Below are 14,288 nucleotides of genomic sequence, written 5' to 3'. Positions count from 1 at the left end.
GACGCGGCGCGCTTCGCTTAACGTAGGCGCCTTGCAGCTTCACCCGGCAAGCGGGTGAAGCGCGTTGCCCGCCGCTGCCTCGATCCGCCGATGACCTCCCGCGCAGAAGACCCCGACGATCCGCCACGCGATCGCGCCGGGGCGTCCGCTTCGACTTCCGTTTCTTCATCCACGCCTTCGCCCGCCGTATCCGGCGCGAAGCCAGCGCGACCCGAAAATCCGCACGATGCGGCGGTTGCGCAACACTGGCGGCGCAATCTCGCGGTCTGCGTGGTGGGATCGTTCACGACGCTCGTCGCCATGACCCTGATGCTGCCGTTCCTGCCGCTCTACGTGGAGGAGCTGGGCGTGCGCGGCCACGCAGCGATCGTGCAGTGGTCGGGCATCGCGTACAGCGCGACGTTCTTCACGGCCGCGCTCGTCGCGCCGGTGTGGGGGCGCCTTGGCGACCGCTACGGCCGCAAGCCCATGCTCGTGCGCGCGAGCCTCGGCATGGCGATCGCGATGTCGCTCATTGGCATGTCGCGCAACATCTGGCAGCTTGTCGCGCTGCGTCTGCTCGCGGGTTTCGCAGGCGGCTATTCGTCGGGTTCGACCATCCTCGTTGCGACACAAACGCCGCGTCACCGGTCGGCGTGGGCGCTCGGCGTGCTGTCGTCGGGCATCATGGCCGGCAATCTCATCGGGCCGCTGCTGGGCGGCGCACTGCCGCCGCTCATCGGCTTGCGCGCCACGTTCTGGGTGGCGGGCGCAACGATCTTCGCGGCCTTCATCGCGACCTGCGTGTTCGTGAAGGAAGCGCCGCGCCCCGCGCGCGTAGCGCATGCCGCGCACAAGGGCGGCTGGTCGGCGCTGCCCGACAAGCGCCCGATCGCCGCCATGCTCGTGACCGGCATGCTGCTCATGCTGGCCAACATGTCGATCGAACCCATCATCACCGTGTACGTGGCGACGCTCGTGCACGACCCCGCGCGCGTGACTTTCGTCGCGGGCCTCGCGATGTCGGCGGCGGCGCTCGGCAGCATCGTCGCGGCTTCTCGCCTCGGGCGCGTCGCGGACCGCGTGGGGCACGCGAAGGTGATCGTCGGCGCGCTCGCGGTCTCGGCCGTGCTGCTCGTGCCGCAGGCGTTCGTCACGGCGGGCTGGCAGCTCGTCGCGCTGCGCTTTCTCATGGGCGTGTCGCTCGCGGCGCTCCTGCCGTGCATCGCGACGGTCATTCGTCACAACGCGCCGGACCATGCCGCGGGCAGTGTGCTCGGCTATTCGGTGTCGGCGCAATTTGCGGGGCAGGTGCTCGGGCCGCTGATCGGCGGCTTCGTCGGCGGACATCTGGGCATGCGCGCCGTGTTCCTCGGCACGAGCCTGCTGATGCTGGCGGGCGCGCTGTTTACCTGGCGCGCCGTGGGTTTCGCCCGGCGCGCGTAAAGCGGCCCAGGCGGCGACTGCGGCGGCGACCACGCCGCGCGCAGGCATTCAACGATCGAAAGACGAGGGCGGCGGATCGTGCACGCCGCCGCTTCGGGCGTGCCGGCGCTCGATTAGCGGGCGCGGCCCAGTGGCCCAACAGCAGTGGCCCAACAGCAGTGGCCAAACCTCGGCAGCCAGATTTCAGTGACCGAAAAACACGTCGCAATCGGGACGCGGCCAGCACATCTTGCCCGTGCGGTGGCCCGAGGCGCTGTGCGTTTCGGGCGTGCCGCCGTACGACATGTCGGTGCTGGCCTGAGCCGAAGCGTCGGCGTCATCGGTCATCGTCTGATGGGCGCGCTCCTGCGAGGCAGGGTCTTCCTTCGCGCGCGCCGTGCCGGGCGCAACGGCGGCCACGGCCGCCACGCATATGGCGATCAATGCCAGGCGTAATGTCATATCAACCTCCTTTCTCGAGTTCGTGAGTGCGCCTTCGCGGCAATGACGAAGTCACTGCGGGATAACTGCGGAGCAACTCCGCGGCGAAGGTGCGCGCGAGCAAGAGGCCAAGCCTGAAGTCGCACACTCATCTGGAAAGTCGGGATGCCTGCGCGCAGCGCACGGCTGCCGAACGTCTTAGCTCACTACTCACGTAAGAAGCGCGCCCACGCATTCGGGGGCGGCACAGCGCGGCGCGACGCAAGAAGAAGGGGCGAGCGGGCGCGCAGAGAACATCCGCACTGTATTTCCAGTTATAGCTCGCGCCGCACGGAGTGCAATGGACCGAACCGGACCTCGCGCGCAGCCGCAATCCGGGGCCGAATCCACAGCTCAGCGCACACGGCTGCTTGCGCGATTCTTTCGGCGGTGAAATCCGATGAAAGTATTCGGAAATTAAACGTTCGCCGTGTAGTCATCTTGCGATGTTGTAATGCGCTCGCTCTGATGTAAGGCGCATGGGGGCCCGTGCGCAGAATCGATCGGGCCTCACTGAAGGCGTGGCGGCAGGGCGCACTTGTGCGCGCCGCGTCGGCAGGACTCTAAAAAGCAACTCAAACAATCGATGGAGCCTAACTACATGTTGTATCGCCGAGCATTACTCGCCCTGCCTTGTGCGGGCCTCGCTGCCGCGCTGTTTGCATGCGGCAGCAGCAATTCGAATCCGGGGACCTCTGCCGCCGCCGCGTCGGCGCAAGACACGTTGACGACGGCCACGCCGATCAAGCATCTCGTCGTGATCTACGGCGAGAACGTTTCGTTCGACCACTACTTCGCCACCTACCCGAACGCCACGAACCCGGGCGGCGAGCCGGCCTTCACGGCTGCTTCGGGCACGCCGACGGTCAACGGCCTCACGGGCGCGCTGCTCACGGCGAACCCGAACTCGAACACGACGCTCAACGGCACGGACGCCGCCAATCCGTTCCGCCTCGACCGCACCCAGGCCGCCACGGCCGACCAGAATCACGCCTACACGGCCGAGCAGCAGGCCGGCGACAACGGCGCACTCGACCTGTTCCCGAAGTACACGGGTAAGGGCACGAGCGGCGGCGCGGGCGCCTTCGGCACGAAGGGCCAGGTGATGGGCTATTACGACGGCAACACCGTCACGGCAATGTGGAACTATGCGCAGAAGTTCGCCATGAGCGACAACGCATGGACCACGACCTACGGTCCGTCGACGCCGGGCGCGCTCGAAGTCGTGTCGGGCCAGACCAACGGTCTCGAACTCGTGAACACGTCGAAGCAGCCTTCGACGGTTGCCACGCCCACGTACTACATCGAAGACGGCGCAGGCGGCCTGACGCTGATGGGCGACGTGGACCCGGGCTACGACACGTGCTCGAGCAAGACCGACCAGGGCATGATCAACGCGCAGAACATCGGCGACCTGCTGAACGCGCAGAAGATCACGTGGGGCGGCTTCATGGGCGGCTTCAACCTGCAGACGGTCAACGCGAACGGCACGACGGGCTGCCTGCGCAGCACGGTCGCGACGGCCGTGAATGCGGCGACTGCCGACTACAGCCCGCACCACAACTGGTTCCAGTACTTCAAGACGACGGCAAACCCGCAGCACTTGCGCCCGAGCTCGACGGCGGCCATTGGCTCGACGCTCGAAACGGACGGCAAGACGCTCGACCCGGCCAACCACCAGTACGACTCGGACGACTTCTTCGCGGCCGTGAAGGCGGGCAATTTCCCGTCGGTGAGCTTCCTGAAGGCGCCGGCTGCCCAGGACGCGCACGCGGGCTATTCGGACCCGCTCGACGAGCAGCAGTTCGTGACCAAGGTCGTGAACTTCCTGATGCAGCAGCCCGACTGGAAGAACACGGCAGTCGTCGTGACCTATGACGACTCGGACGGCTGGTACGACCACCAGTACATGGCGCCGGTGCATTCGTCGCTGAACGCGGCCGACCAGCTCAACGGCAACGCCGTGTGCGGCACGGGCACGCAGCCCACGGGTATCGCGGGCGCGCCGGTCAACGGCCGTTGCGGTCCGGGCACGCGCATTCCGTTCCTCGTGATCTCGCCGTGGGCGAAGGCCAACTACGTCGACCACACGTTCATCGATCAAGCATCGGTGGTGCGCTTCATCGAAGACAACTGGCTCGGCGGCGCACGCCTTGGCGGCGGTTCGTTCGACTCAGCCGCAGGCGACATGCGCGCGCTGTTCAACTTTGGCGGTACGGGTAATTTGCCGGTGTTGTATCTCGACGGCACGCTGGGCACGCAGTTGAGCTCCGCGCCGTCGATCTGAACGACGTCCGGCGCGAGTCCTGGCCGCCCGCACGCATAAGTCTCGCGCGTGCAGGGCGGCCGGCCTCGCGCCGTTGTCACGTCGTGTGGCTCTCGCCGCGTTGCACGCCAGCTTCGATGTTCGCTGGCTGCTCGCGGCGTTCGGCTTTTCCTTCTCGTGGTATTACGCAAAGAAAGATCGAATCATGTCCGAGCTTTCCACTTCGCCTGGCTCCTCCTCACCCAAACCGCGCAGCGCGTCGAGCCCCGTGCGGCTCGTTCTGCGCGCCGTAGCCGCCGTGATCGCGCTCGGCGCACTGGGCTTTTGCGCCTACGCCGTGGCGTTTCCGGCCAACGTGCCGGACGCCGTGGGCGAGGTCGTCGAGAACCTGACCGGCGCGAATCCGCACCCCGTGGTGCTGCAGCGCCCGCCAGTCGCGCCGCTTTCGGCGATGGCGCAGCTCGGCAAGCAGCTTTTCTTCGACCCGGCGCTCTCGGGCTCCGGTCAGCAGTCCTGTGCTTCGTGCCATAGCCCCGAGCGTTCCTACGGTCCGCCCAACGGACACGACGTGCAGATGGGCGGCCTCGCGATGAACCAGCAGGGTTATCGCCCGCCGCCTTCGCTGATGTACCTGTACCGTCAGCCGAACTTCAGCATCGGTCCCGATCAGGGCGAAAACGACGACGCGCCGACGGTCGCGCAGCAGGCCACGGCCGCAGCCGATATCGTGAAGTCGCAGAAGGTGGCGGGCGGCGCATCGACCTCCGTGGAGATGGTGCCGCAGGGCGGCCTCTTCTGGGACGGCCGCGCCGACACGCTGCAGCAGCAGGCGTACGGCCCGCTGCTCAATCCCGTGGAAATGGCGAACACGAGCATCGAACAGGTGGCCACGAAGCTCACGAAGGCGCCGTACGCCAAGCACTTCACGGAGTTGTTCGGAGACCGAATCTTCAGCGACCCGAAGATGGCCGTGGCGGAGGCCATGTTCGCGATCTCGCGCTACCAGGTGGAAGATCAGTCGTTCCATCCGTATAACAGCAAGTACGACCGCTGGCTCGAAGGCCACGCGCGCCTCTCGCAAGCGGAGCTGCGCGGCCTGCGTCTGTTCAACGACCCGAACAAGGCGAACTGCGCGGGCTGCCACCTTTCGAAGCCCGGCAAGGACGGTCTGCCGCCCATGTTCACGGACTACCAGTACGAGGCGCTCGGCGTGCCGCGCAACAACAAGCTCGCGCAGAACCAGGACCCGCACTTCTTCGATCTGGGGGTATGCGGCCCGTTCCGTTCGGACTTCAAGGACCAGACGCAGTACTGCGGCATGTTCCTCACGCCCACGCTGCGCAACACGGCCACGCGCACGGTGTTCTTCCACAACGGCGTGTATCACAACCTCGACGACGTGATGGCGTTCTACAACGATCGCAACACGGACCCAGGCAAGTTCTATCCGCGCGGACCCGACGGCAAGATCGACAAGTACGACGACATTCCGCCGCCGTTCCAGAAGAACGTGGACGTGACCGATGCGCCGTTCGACCGCAAGTTCGGCGACAAGCCCGCGATGACTCAAAGCGACATTCAGGACATCATCGCGTTCCTCAAGACGCTCAACGACGATCCGGTGTCGTCGAAGCAGTGAGCGCGGGTGCGGGCCGCTACTTCGGCAAGCCGGCCGGGTAGCCGCCCGCATCCGTCACTGCGTGCCACCTCGCGCTTCAACGCGCACCCGTGCCGCCGACGAACCGCTCGATCGCAGCGATTGTCGGTCCCGGCGCTTCTTCCATGAGCCAGTGCCCCGCGCCCGGGATGACCACGCCTTGCACGTTCGTATCGACGAGCCGGGCCTGATCGATGAGGAACGTGCCGGAGGCCTTCTCCCCGGCCAGCACGAGCATGGGCATCGTGAGCGGCGTTTGCGCGAACGCCGCGAAATCGGCGGCGTCCTGCGGGAACGCGTGGAAGTATTCGAAGCCGGCCTTCATGCGGCCTGGTCGGGCGTAGGCAGCGGCATAGCGCTCGCGGTCCGCTTCGGGTACCGAGTGCTTCGGGTCCGCGGCGAAGTCATTCCAGAAGTGCTCGAAGTAGATGCGCTCGCGGCCGTCCACGAGCGCAAGCGGCGTGGACCCGTAGAAGTTGAAGTGCCACTTGTCGCGCAGCAGCCAGACCTTTTGCCAGTCGCCAACGCCGGGCAGGAAGGCGTCCATCAGTGTGATGCTCTCGACTTCGTCCGGATATTGCGCGGCGTACGCATACGCGACCATTAGCCCGATGTCGTGACCCACGAGCTTGACCTTGCGATAACCGAGGGCCTGGACCATTGCGTGGATGTCCTGCGCGAGCGTCTTTTTGTCGTAGCCGCTCGCCGGGATTGCCGAATTGCCCGCGCCGGGCAGATCCGGCGCGATCACGACGCGCTGCTCGCCCAGTTGCGTCATGAGCGGTTGCCACATATGGCTGGTCTCGGCATAGCCGTGCAGCAGCAGAACCGGGGTCGCGTCGTTCTGCGGGTTGCCCGCCTGCAGATAATGCAGGCGCAGGCCGTTCGCTTCGATGTCGTGTTGCGTAATGGCAGCGGCAACGCCAGCGGCAGCGGGTTGCGGGACGGTTGCCGACATCGAGGGCATGGCCGGCGCCAGCGCGGCAGCGCAGAAGAGGGCGGCGCCAAGCCGCTTGAGCAAGCGTAAGGGTTTCATCGCGGAACTCCGTGGGTTGTCTGAACGCGTTTGCGTTGGAACCCATGATCGTTCCGCTGGCACGGTTTGCCGTGCTACGGGAGTGATGCAGACGTTCGAAAGTTTCGAACGAGTTAGCGGGGCGGCCCCAAGGCGCGGCTACTTGCCCCCATGCGCAAGATAGCGTCGTCGAGCGCTTCCAGCGCGTGCTTTTCGCCGCCGCCGAGCAGCAGCATGTCGCCGGCGTGCATGGTGCGCGGGTCGCCGTTCACGAAGAAGCGGATCACGCCTTCCACGCACTGCACCGTGATCTCGCCGGGCACGCTGTGCTCCGGCAGGCGCTTGCCTGCCGGCAGCACGATGCGCATGACTTCGAGTTGCTGCGCGCGGATCAGGGTGATCGACTTCGCACTCTTGAGCGCGCCGCCTAGCGGCCGTACGTCGAAGACCTCACCCGGCGCAGCATGGGGGATGGCCATGAGCGTCTCTCAAACGAGCTTCGCGTTGAGCGTAATCGTCGCGTTGTTGGCGAACAGCTTCGACACCGGGCAGTTCTCCTTGGCGCCCTTCGAAAGCTCGTCGAACTTCGCTTGATCGATGCCCGGAATCTTCGCGGTCATGTCGAGCTGGCAGCTCGTGATGGCAAAGCCTTCGCCGACCTTGTCGAGCGTAACGGTCGATTTCGTCTCGATGCTCTCGGCCGTGAAGCCCGCCTGGGTCAGGAAGAGCGAGAAGGCCATGGTGAAGCAGCCCGCGTGGGCCGCGCCGATCAGCTCCTCGGGGTTGGTGCCGGGACCGCCTTCGAAGCGCGAGGCGAAGCCATAGGGTGCCTCTTTGAGCACGCCGGTTTGCGTCGAGATCGTGCCCTGACCGTCCTTGATGCCGCCGTGCCATTTTGCCGATGCCGTCTTTTGCATGATGTCGCTCCGCGAGGTTGGGTAACGATGTTGAGGTGAGGGACGTGCAGGGCGCGCAATTTGCCTACCGCCGCACGCCCCGCGTGGTTGGGTTCAGGGTTTGGCCGGCGGCGTTTCGCCCGCGTACCAGGCGGCGGCCGCGTCGATTTCCTCGGGCGTCATGTTGCGCGCGATGTTGCGCATCTGCTCGGAAATGTCGTTATGGCGCGTGCCGTTCGCGAACGCGAGCAGTTGCGCCTTCGTGTATGCCGCGGGCAGGCCGTCGAGCCACGGGCTGCCGACCTTGCTGTCCACGCCGCCATGGCAGGACGCGCAGGCGGGAATATTGCGCAGCGGCGCGCCGTGCGCCACGATGCCGGGCGCGCCGCCATGCAGGTGCGCGATCGGCTGCAGCGAGGCGTAATAGGCCGCGAGATCGCGCATGTCCTCGTCGGACAGGTCGCGCGCCATGGGCGACATCACCGCGTTCTGGCGCGCGCCCGTCTGGAAGTCGTGCAGTTCCTTGAAGACCACGATGGCGAACTGGCCCGCCAGATTCGGCGAATTGGCCATGCTGATGCCGCGCGGGCCATGGCACATCGTGCAGCGCAAGGCGAGCGTCGCGCCGCGGCCAATCGAGAGGGAAGTCGCGCCGTCTAGCATGTGCGGCGTGAGTTCGACCTGGCTCAGCTGGTAGCCCGGAGCGACCGCCGACTCGACCGGATGCCACGCGCGCGGCACGCCGGCCGCGCTGCAGATCGCCGTCCAGATGCCCTGAAAATACGGGTCGCTCTTGGCGGAAGGCAACCAGATGAAGCCGATCAGCACGGAGACGACGAACACGACGATCGTCGCGCCCACACCCGTGCGAAACCACACATTGCGAAACGAGAACAGGCGTTCGTCGCTCATCGCTGCGCTCCAATCGGGATCGCGGGCACGGCCGTTTCGGGTGTCGCCAGCAGTTGCGCGATCGGGTAGCCGTAGTTGGTGATCGTCAGGGCGATCATCAGCACGATCCACAGCCCGAAGCTATTGAGCGCCACCGGCAGCGTGGCCGACTCGTGCACCGGCTTGGCGAAGCGATATTCCTCGGGCGCGGCCGCCTCGCTGCGGTGACCCTGGAGCAGCACGACGAAGAACAGCACCGCCGAAATCACGAGGATCAGACCGCCAATTGCAGAAAGCACCACGAGCGCGCCCTGGCCCGCGAGCGCCGGGTCGCTGTAATCGTAGTAGGCCATGCGCCGCGGCATGCCCATGAGGCCGACCAGGTGCCACGGGAAGGTCGTGACGATCATGCCGATGAACCACAGCCAGAGCTGCCAGCGCATGAGGCGCCAGTTGTTGAGCGCGCGGCCGGTGATCTGCGGCCACAGGTCGTAGGCGATGGCGAAGTACATGATGACGATCGCGCCGCCATAGATGAGGTGAAAGTGGCCCGTGATCCACTGCGTGTTGTGCACCGCCTGGTCGAGCTGGTAGCTCATGTTGATGAGGCCGCCCGCGCCGCCGAAGCCGAGCATGACGAACGAGAACGCCACGGCCAGCATTTGCGGGTTCTCCCACGGCAGCTTCGCGATCCAGCCGAACGGCCCCGTGCCGCCGCGCAGCCGCCCGGCGATTTCAACGGAAGCGCAGATCGTGAACACGGTGAGGAGCGTGGGCACCGAGACGAGCGCCGTGAACACCGACTGCACGAACTTGAAGCCCGAGCCCACCTGCGGATCGGTGAACAGGTGGTGCAGGCCGATCGGCATGGCCACCACGAGGAACAGGATGAACGAGATGCGCGCCATCACGTCGCTGTAGAGCCGGCCGCCAATCGCGCGCGGAATGATCGTGTAGTACGCGATATAGGCGGGCATGAGCCAGAAGTAGACGATGGCATGCAGCGTCCAGGAGAAGAACACGCGCGCGAGGCCCGCGTCGATCGTATTGCGCCAACCGAAGGCCACGGGCAGGATCTGGAACAGCACTTCGATCGCCGCGCCCACCGCGGTCCAGCCCCAGAGGTACGCGCCCGCCGTGGTCGCGAACATGGCGAGCGGCAGGGGTTTGCCGCGATTCTCGCGCTTCCATTTCGCGGTGTTCACGCCCATCAGCGCGACCCAGACCCACGAGCCCACCACGACGAGCACGACACCGAGGTAATAGAACACGTTGCCGATCATCGGCGGATAGAACGTGTAGAGCACTGAGGCGAGGCCGAGCGCGACGGGCACCGAGGCGGTGACGGAGCCGAGCGCGAGCAGGATGAAGCCGAGCCATGCCCACTTCACGCCCACGAGCGGGCGCTTGAGCGCGAGTTCGCTGACCGCGTAGCCAAAGCCCATGGCGATGAGCGTGGGAAACACGTAGCCCATCACGGTGCCGTGCTCCGTGACCGAGCGGTAGTAAAGCTCGGGGTCGTTAAGCCACGGGTGCATGGGGCTGCGCACAAACATCTGCCACGCGCCAAGCAGCAGCGCCACGCCGAACACAATGAACGCGAGCCAGAAGTGGGCGAGTACGAGTCGCTTGTTATTTAACACAGCTGAGTCTCCGCGCTGAATTGCCTGCCTGGTTCGCCATCTGCATGAAGGCATCCTTGTCGATGACCTTCACGTGGGCCCACATGCCCTGGTGGCCCGTGCCGCAATATTCGTGGCACGGCATGAGGTGGTCGGCGGGTTTGTCGAAGCTCGTGCGGAACGTGGAGATGTAGCCCGGCTCGACCATCGAGTTCAGGTTGGTGTCCGTGACGAGAAAGCCGTGCACGACATCGGCGCTCGTCGCGCGGAACGTAATGGGCGTGTTGGCCGGCACGACGATGCATTGCGGCGTGAACGAGTACTGCTGCGCAAGAATGCGCACGGTCACGGAGCCGTCGGTTTCGACTGCGCTGCCGAGATTCGATTCGACGAATTCGCCGGACACGTGCAGCGTTTCCGGATTGACGAGTTCCACGCGCGAGGGCGGCATCATGGCCCAGTGCAGGCCCGTGAAGACCACCACGGCCACGAGCAGGGAGACGAACGCCACCATGAGCGTCGCCCAGCGGCGCTCCACGCGCGCGGCGACTTCGGCACTGGCATGGTTATCGAGCGGATTCGACATGAGGCCGGCCTTTTCTTGTCTGTCTGGTCTATTGGATGACGCCGCGCGGCAGGAACACGACGAAGTAGAAGACGAACCAGATCGCAGCCACGATCGCCGTGGCGATGCCCGCTACCGCGAGCGCGCCGCCCGGGCCGCTGGCCACGATCTCGTCGACCTGTTCGTGTTGCGGGCGCTCGCCCGGTTGTTCGGGTACGGGAGTTTCGATCATCGCAGCCTCAGAAAAGCGGCGCGGAACGCAGCGCGTTCACTTCATGTTCGGAAACCGGCGTGCCGTGGTTGCCCCACGCCGTGCGGATATACGTGACCACGGCCGCCACTTCTTCGTCGGAGAGCGACTGTGCGAAGGGCGGCATGCCATAGGGCATGGGGTTCTTTTGCGTGCCCGGCGCATAGCCGCCGTTGAGCACCATGCGGATGGGGTTCACGGCCGAGTTCATCTGAATGGACTGGTTGTCGGCGAGCGGCGGGAAATGCGGCGGCTTGCCCTGGCCTTGCGCCGCGTGGCACACCGCGCACTGCGACTCGTAAATCTTCTTGCCGAGCGGCACGAGGCGCGCGGCTTCCTCCGTCACGAAGGTGCTCTTGGGCGACTTGTCGACCTCGTTGTTGTGGCCCGGCAGCGACTTCAGATACACGGCCACGGCGCGCACGTCTTCTTCCGTGAGGTACTGGAAGCTGTCGTAGACCACTTCGGCCATCGGTCCGTACACGGCGCCGCGTTTCGACACGCCCGCGTGCAGCAGATCGACGATGTCCTCGATGCTCCAGTCGCCGAGGCCCGCTTCCTTGTTCGACGTGAGCGAAGGCGCATACCAGTTCTGCACGGGAATCAGGCCGCCCTGGAACTCCTTCGAGGCCGAGTTGCCGCCGAGCGCGTTGATGGCCGTGTGACACATCGTGCAGTGGCCGAGGCCTTGCACGAGATACGCGCCGCGATTCCATTCGGCGGACTGCGCCGGGTCGGGCTTGAATTCGCCCTGGCGGAAGAACAGCGTGCGCCAGCCGAGCAGCAGCGCGCGCTTGTTATACGGGAAGCGCAGATCGTGCGCGCGGTTCTCCTTGTGCACGGGCGGCGTGGAGAGCAGGTACGCAAAAATGGCGTCCGAGTCCGCGCGCGTGACCTTCGTGTACGACGCGAACGGCATGGCCGGATAGAGCAGCGTGCCGTCGCGCGATTTGCCCTCGTGCAGCATGCGGTAGAACTCATCGGCGGTCCAGGCGCCGATGCCGAACGTCTTGTCCGACGAGATGTTTGGCGTATAAAGCGTGCCGAACGGCGTTTCCATTGGACGGCCGCCGCCGAACATCTGCTGGGAAGGCACCGTGTGACACGCAATGCAGTCGCCGGCGCGCGCGAGATATTCGCCGCGTGCGATCTGCTCGGCGTTGCTCGCGATCGGCTTCGCATTGGCCGCGGCGGCTGCCGCTGCGGCGCTGGCCGCGTTGGCTGCGTTCGCGCTGGGCGCGGCCGTTTGCGCGTGCGCGAGCCCGGCGCCCATGCAGAGCGTGAGCGCCGCGCACGACAGGCGAAGCGAAGTGGGGAGAAGGGATCGAAGTCTGCGCACGTCGAGGCCCCGGCTAGTTATGGACGCTGCCGCACGCGAGCGGCAGCGGCGAGGCCGCCGCTGGCGTCGTATCGGCAGGCGCGGGTTGCGACGAGAGCCACGCCGCGATCGCGGTGATGTCGCGGTCGGCGAGACGGCTGGCGATGTCGTGCATGCAGTCCGGCGCGGCGGCTCGGCGCGTGCCGTAGCGGAACGCGCCGAGCTGCGCGCTGATGTAGTTCGGATGCAGGCCCACGAGACCCGGAATGGCCGGCTGCATACCGGTGAGCGAGGCGCCGTGGCAGAGCGCGCAGGCGGGCACGTTGCGCTTGCTGTCGCCGTTCATGACGAGCGACTTGCCGAGTGCGAGCGTGGCCGCATCGACCGTGGGTTTGGCTGGCGGCGGATAGGGCGGGTGCTCCTGCGCGAAGAACTCCGCGATCTGCTTGAGGTAGGCGTCGGGCAGATACGCCAGCAGATAGTTCATGGGCGGATAGCTGCGGCCGCCGTCGCGGAAGGCGACGAGCTGGTTGAACAGATAGCCGGCCGGCTTGCCCGCGAGACGCGGAAAGTAGTCGTTGTCGGTGCCTTCGCCGTGCGCGCCGTGGCAGGCCGCGCAACCCATCACGCGGGCCTGCATCGTGTCAGGCGCGGGCTCGGCGGGCGGCGCCGCGAAGAGCGGCGCCCAAGGCAGCGCGAGCGCAAGGATGAGGAAGACGATGCGGTTTCTCAATGATTCCCTCGGTACGGAATGTGACTACACAAACGCGTTGCGATTCGATATCAGTTGAGGCGTCGTCCGTGGGGATTCTGGTTTTCTTTGACGGCCGGGCGCGCACCTTGTTGTGGAGATTATCGGAGAACGCCGACTTGTGCAGCCAGGATGCGCAAATAAATTCGCTCCGATCGCAGCGTAACGATATGTTTGCTAACACAACGACATGCGCGTCTCATTGCGAAAAGACGAGGCGTGAATTGCATCGGAATACGAAATAAAATGAGGATCATTTCGTGGGCGAACCTGTGTGGTGTTCAGGCCGTCTCGCGCGCAGTCCATCGCGCAGTCATAGGATGTCCTCAGTCGCTTGTGCACAGGCTTTTCCTGTGGTTGTCCGACAACGTATAATGCAGCGATATACGCATATCGAGCCAAGGAGAGCCACATGGCGGAGTCGCTTGCCACGCCCATCGCCGCGCGTAGCCGCAATCTCGCCGAGCAGGTCGTCAACTTCATCAACGAACAGATCGCCACGCGCTCGCTGAAGCCCGGCGACAAGCTGCCCACCGAAAGCAACCTCATGACGCAACTGGGCGTGAGCCGCACGGTGGTGCGCGAAGCCATTTCGCGTTTGCAGGCCATGTCGGTGATCGAAACGCGTCACGGCATCGGCAGCTTCGTGCTGGAGCCGCGCCGCGAGCCGCTCGATCTCGACGTCGTGCCGGCCAGCACGCTGGACGATGTGCTGTCCGTGCTCGAGCTGCGCATCAGCCTCGAAACGGAGGCCGCGGGTCTTGCCGCGCAGCGTGCGAGCGAGCGCGACCTGGCCGGCATGCGCGCCGCGCTCGACGCACTCGACGTCGTGATCCGCTCGGGCGGCGACAGCTCGGGCGCCGACCTCGAATTTCACGTCTCGGTGGCGCGCGCCACGGGCAACCGCTATTTCGTCGATATCCTCACGCAAATGGGCGCGGCATTGATCCCGCGCCGTCGCGTCGATTCGGCGGGCATTGCGCATCGCGATCCGCAGGCTTACGCCGAACTCGTGAACCGCGAGCACGAAAGCATTTTCGACGCGATTGCCCGCCACGATCCCGAAGGCGCGCGTGCGGCCATGCGCATGCATCTGTCGAGCAGCCGCGAGCGGCTGCGCCGTGCGGCGGCGGAGTCGGGGGGGAAGGCGTAGGGCGCTTGAACTTCGAGCGC

14 protein-coding genes are annotated in these 14,288 nt (G+C 65.8%); 4 read left to right on the top strand and 10 right to left on the bottom strand.

The features are described from left to right. Window positions 1-90 precede the first annotated feature (90 nt). On the top strand, window positions 91-1,425 hold the full coding sequence (locus U5A57_RS30685) for a multidrug efflux MFS transporter (protein ID WP_415764760.1): 1,335 nt from the start codon (window positions 91-93) through the stop codon (window positions 1,423-1,425). Between the two features lie 183 nt (window positions 1,426-1,608). Here the strand turns inward: U5A57_RS30685 and U5A57_RS30680 are convergent, their stop codons facing one another. Continuing rightward, window positions 1,609-1,866 (bottom strand): hypothetical protein, encoded by a 258-nt coding sequence (locus tag U5A57_RS30680; protein ID WP_321915432.1) that lies wholly within the window; start codon window positions 1,864-1,866, stop codon window positions 1,609-1,611. Window positions 1,867-2,488: 622 nt separating this feature from the next. Here U5A57_RS30680 and U5A57_RS30675 point away from each other — a divergent pair. Both U5A57_RS30675 and U5A57_RS30670 read left to right on the top strand, forming a co-directional pair. Continuing rightward, the gene (locus U5A57_RS30675; protein WP_321915493.1) at window positions 2,489-4,171 is read left to right on the top strand and encodes an alkaline phosphatase family protein; all 1,683 of its coding nucleotides are present in this window, start codon (window positions 2,489-2,491) and stop codon (window positions 4,169-4,171) included. A 184-nt stretch (window positions 4,172-4,355) separates the two neighbouring features. Beyond that, on the top strand, window positions 4,356-5,789 hold the full coding sequence (locus U5A57_RS30670) for a cytochrome-c peroxidase (RefSeq protein WP_321915431.1): 1,434 nt from the start codon (window positions 4,356-4,358) through the stop codon (window positions 5,787-5,789). Window positions 5,790-5,865: 76 nt separating this feature from the next. On the opposite strand, the gene U5A57_RS30665 is transcribed toward U5A57_RS30670, so the two are convergent. The 9 genes from U5A57_RS30665 to U5A57_RS30625 form a co-directional block, all read right to left on the bottom strand. Further along, complete coding sequence (locus tag U5A57_RS30665; RefSeq protein WP_321915430.1) at window positions 5,866-6,843, bottom strand: alpha/beta hydrolase; 978 nt, start codon at window positions 6,841-6,843, stop codon at window positions 5,866-5,868. Window positions 6,844-6,956: 113 nt separating this feature from the next. Next, on the bottom strand, window positions 6,957-7,301 hold the full coding sequence (locus tag U5A57_RS30660; RefSeq protein ID WP_321915429.1) for a cupin domain-containing protein: 345 nt from the start codon (window positions 7,299-7,301) through the stop codon (window positions 6,957-6,959). 9 nt (window positions 7,302-7,310) lie between these two features. Beyond that, window positions 7,311-7,739 (bottom strand): OsmC family protein, encoded by a 429-nt coding sequence (locus U5A57_RS30655; RefSeq protein WP_321915428.1) that lies wholly within the window; start codon window positions 7,737-7,739, stop codon window positions 7,311-7,313. A gap of 93 nt (window positions 7,740-7,832) precedes the next feature. Beyond that, the gene (locus U5A57_RS30650; RefSeq protein WP_321915427.1) at window positions 7,833-8,630 is read right to left on the bottom strand and encodes a c-type cytochrome; all 798 of its coding nucleotides are present in this window, start codon (window positions 8,628-8,630) and stop codon (window positions 7,833-7,835) included. Further along, window positions 8,627-10,252 carry a cbb3-type cytochrome c oxidase subunit I gene (locus tag U5A57_RS30645; RefSeq protein ID WP_321915426.1) on the bottom strand — a complete coding sequence of 542 codons (1,626 nt, stop codon included), beginning with the start codon at window positions 10,250-10,252 and terminating at the stop codon, window positions 8,627-8,629. Before U5A57_RS30645 ends, U5A57_RS30650 begins: the two co-directional genes overlap by 4 nt. Beyond that, window positions 10,242-10,817 carry a cytochrome C oxidase subunit II gene (locus U5A57_RS30640; protein ID WP_321915425.1) on the bottom strand — a complete coding sequence of 192 codons (576 nt, stop codon included), beginning with the start codon at window positions 10,815-10,817 and terminating at the stop codon, window positions 10,242-10,244. The genes U5A57_RS30645 and U5A57_RS30640 overlap by 11 nt, the downstream gene beginning before the upstream one ends. A 28-nt stretch (window positions 10,818-10,845) precedes the next feature. Then, a complete protein-coding gene (locus U5A57_RS30635; protein ID WP_158759912.1) occupies window positions 10,846-11,028 on the bottom strand; it encodes a hypothetical protein in 183 nt (60 codons plus the stop codon). A 7-nt stretch (window positions 11,029-11,035) separates the two neighbouring features. After that, window positions 11,036-12,319, bottom strand: a complete 1,284-nt coding sequence (locus U5A57_RS30630) for a c-type cytochrome (RefSeq protein WP_321915492.1) — start codon at window positions 12,317-12,319, stop codon at window positions 11,036-11,038. Window positions 12,320-12,398: 79 nt separating this feature from the next. Further along, entirely contained in the window at window positions 12,399-13,004 is a 606-nt protein-coding gene (locus U5A57_RS30625; RefSeq protein ID WP_321915491.1) for a c-type cytochrome, read from the bottom strand. 523 nt (window positions 13,005-13,527) lie between these two features. On the opposite strand from U5A57_RS30625, the gene U5A57_RS30620 reads away from it, so the two are divergent. Continuing rightward, entirely contained in the window at window positions 13,528-14,268 is a 741-nt protein-coding gene (locus U5A57_RS30620; RefSeq protein WP_321915424.1) for a FadR/GntR family transcriptional regulator, read from the top strand. Window positions 14,269-14,288: the final 20 nt, after the last annotated feature.

Origin of the sequence: Paraburkholderia sp. J11-2 (assembly GCF_905220185.1) — a bacterium.
In the GTDB taxonomy this organism is placed as follows: Bacteria; Pseudomonadota; Gammaproteobacteria; order Burkholderiales; family Burkholderiaceae; genus Paraburkholderia.
The sequence above is the reverse complement of the archived record's forward strand: the minus strand, read 5'-3'. Positions and strand labels throughout refer to the sequence as shown.

Bases quoted from the DNA above. Each gene is read 5' to 3' on its own strand.
- U5A57_RS30685 (WP_415764760.1), top strand. From the start codon at position 91: ATGACCTCCCGCGCAGAAGACCCCGACGATCCGCCACGCGATCGCGCC.
- U5A57_RS30680 (WP_321915432.1), bottom strand. From the start codon at position 1,866: ATGACATTACGCCTGGCATTGATCGCCATATGCGTGGCGGCCGTGGCC.
- U5A57_RS30670 (WP_321915431.1), top strand. From the start codon at position 4,356: ATGTCCGAGCTTTCCACTTCGCCTGGCTCCTCCTCACCCAAACCGCGC.
- U5A57_RS30665 (WP_321915430.1), bottom strand. From the start codon at position 6,843: ATGAAACCCTTACGCTTGCTCAAGCGGCTTGGCGCCGCCCTCTTCTGC.
- U5A57_RS30660 (WP_321915429.1), bottom strand. From the start codon at position 7,301: ATGGCCATCCCCCATGCTGCGCCGGGTGAGGTCTTCGACGTACGGCCG.
- U5A57_RS30655 (WP_321915428.1), bottom strand. From the start codon at position 7,739: ATGCAAAAGACGGCATCGGCAAAATGGCACGGCGGCATCAAGGACGGT.
- U5A57_RS30650 (WP_321915427.1), bottom strand. From the start codon at position 8,630: ATGAGCGACGAACGCCTGTTCTCGTTTCGCAATGTGTGGTTTCGCACG.
- U5A57_RS30640 (WP_321915425.1), bottom strand. From the start codon at position 10,817: ATGTCGAATCCGCTCGATAACCATGCCAGTGCCGAAGTCGCCGCGCGC.
- U5A57_RS30635 (WP_158759912.1), bottom strand. From the start codon at position 11,028: ATGATCGAAACTCCCGTACCCGAACAACCGGGCGAGCGCCCGCAACAC.
- U5A57_RS30630 (WP_321915492.1), bottom strand. From the start codon at position 12,319: ATGGGCGCCGGGCTCGCGCACGCGCAAACGGCCGCGCCCAGCGCGAAC.
- U5A57_RS30625 (WP_321915491.1), bottom strand. From the start codon at position 13,004: ATGCAGGCCCGCGTGATGGGTTGCGCGGCCTGCCACGGCGCGCACGGC.
- U5A57_RS30620 (WP_321915424.1), top strand. From the start codon at position 13,528: ATGGCGGAGTCGCTTGCCACGCCCATCGCCGCGCGTAGCCGCAATCTC.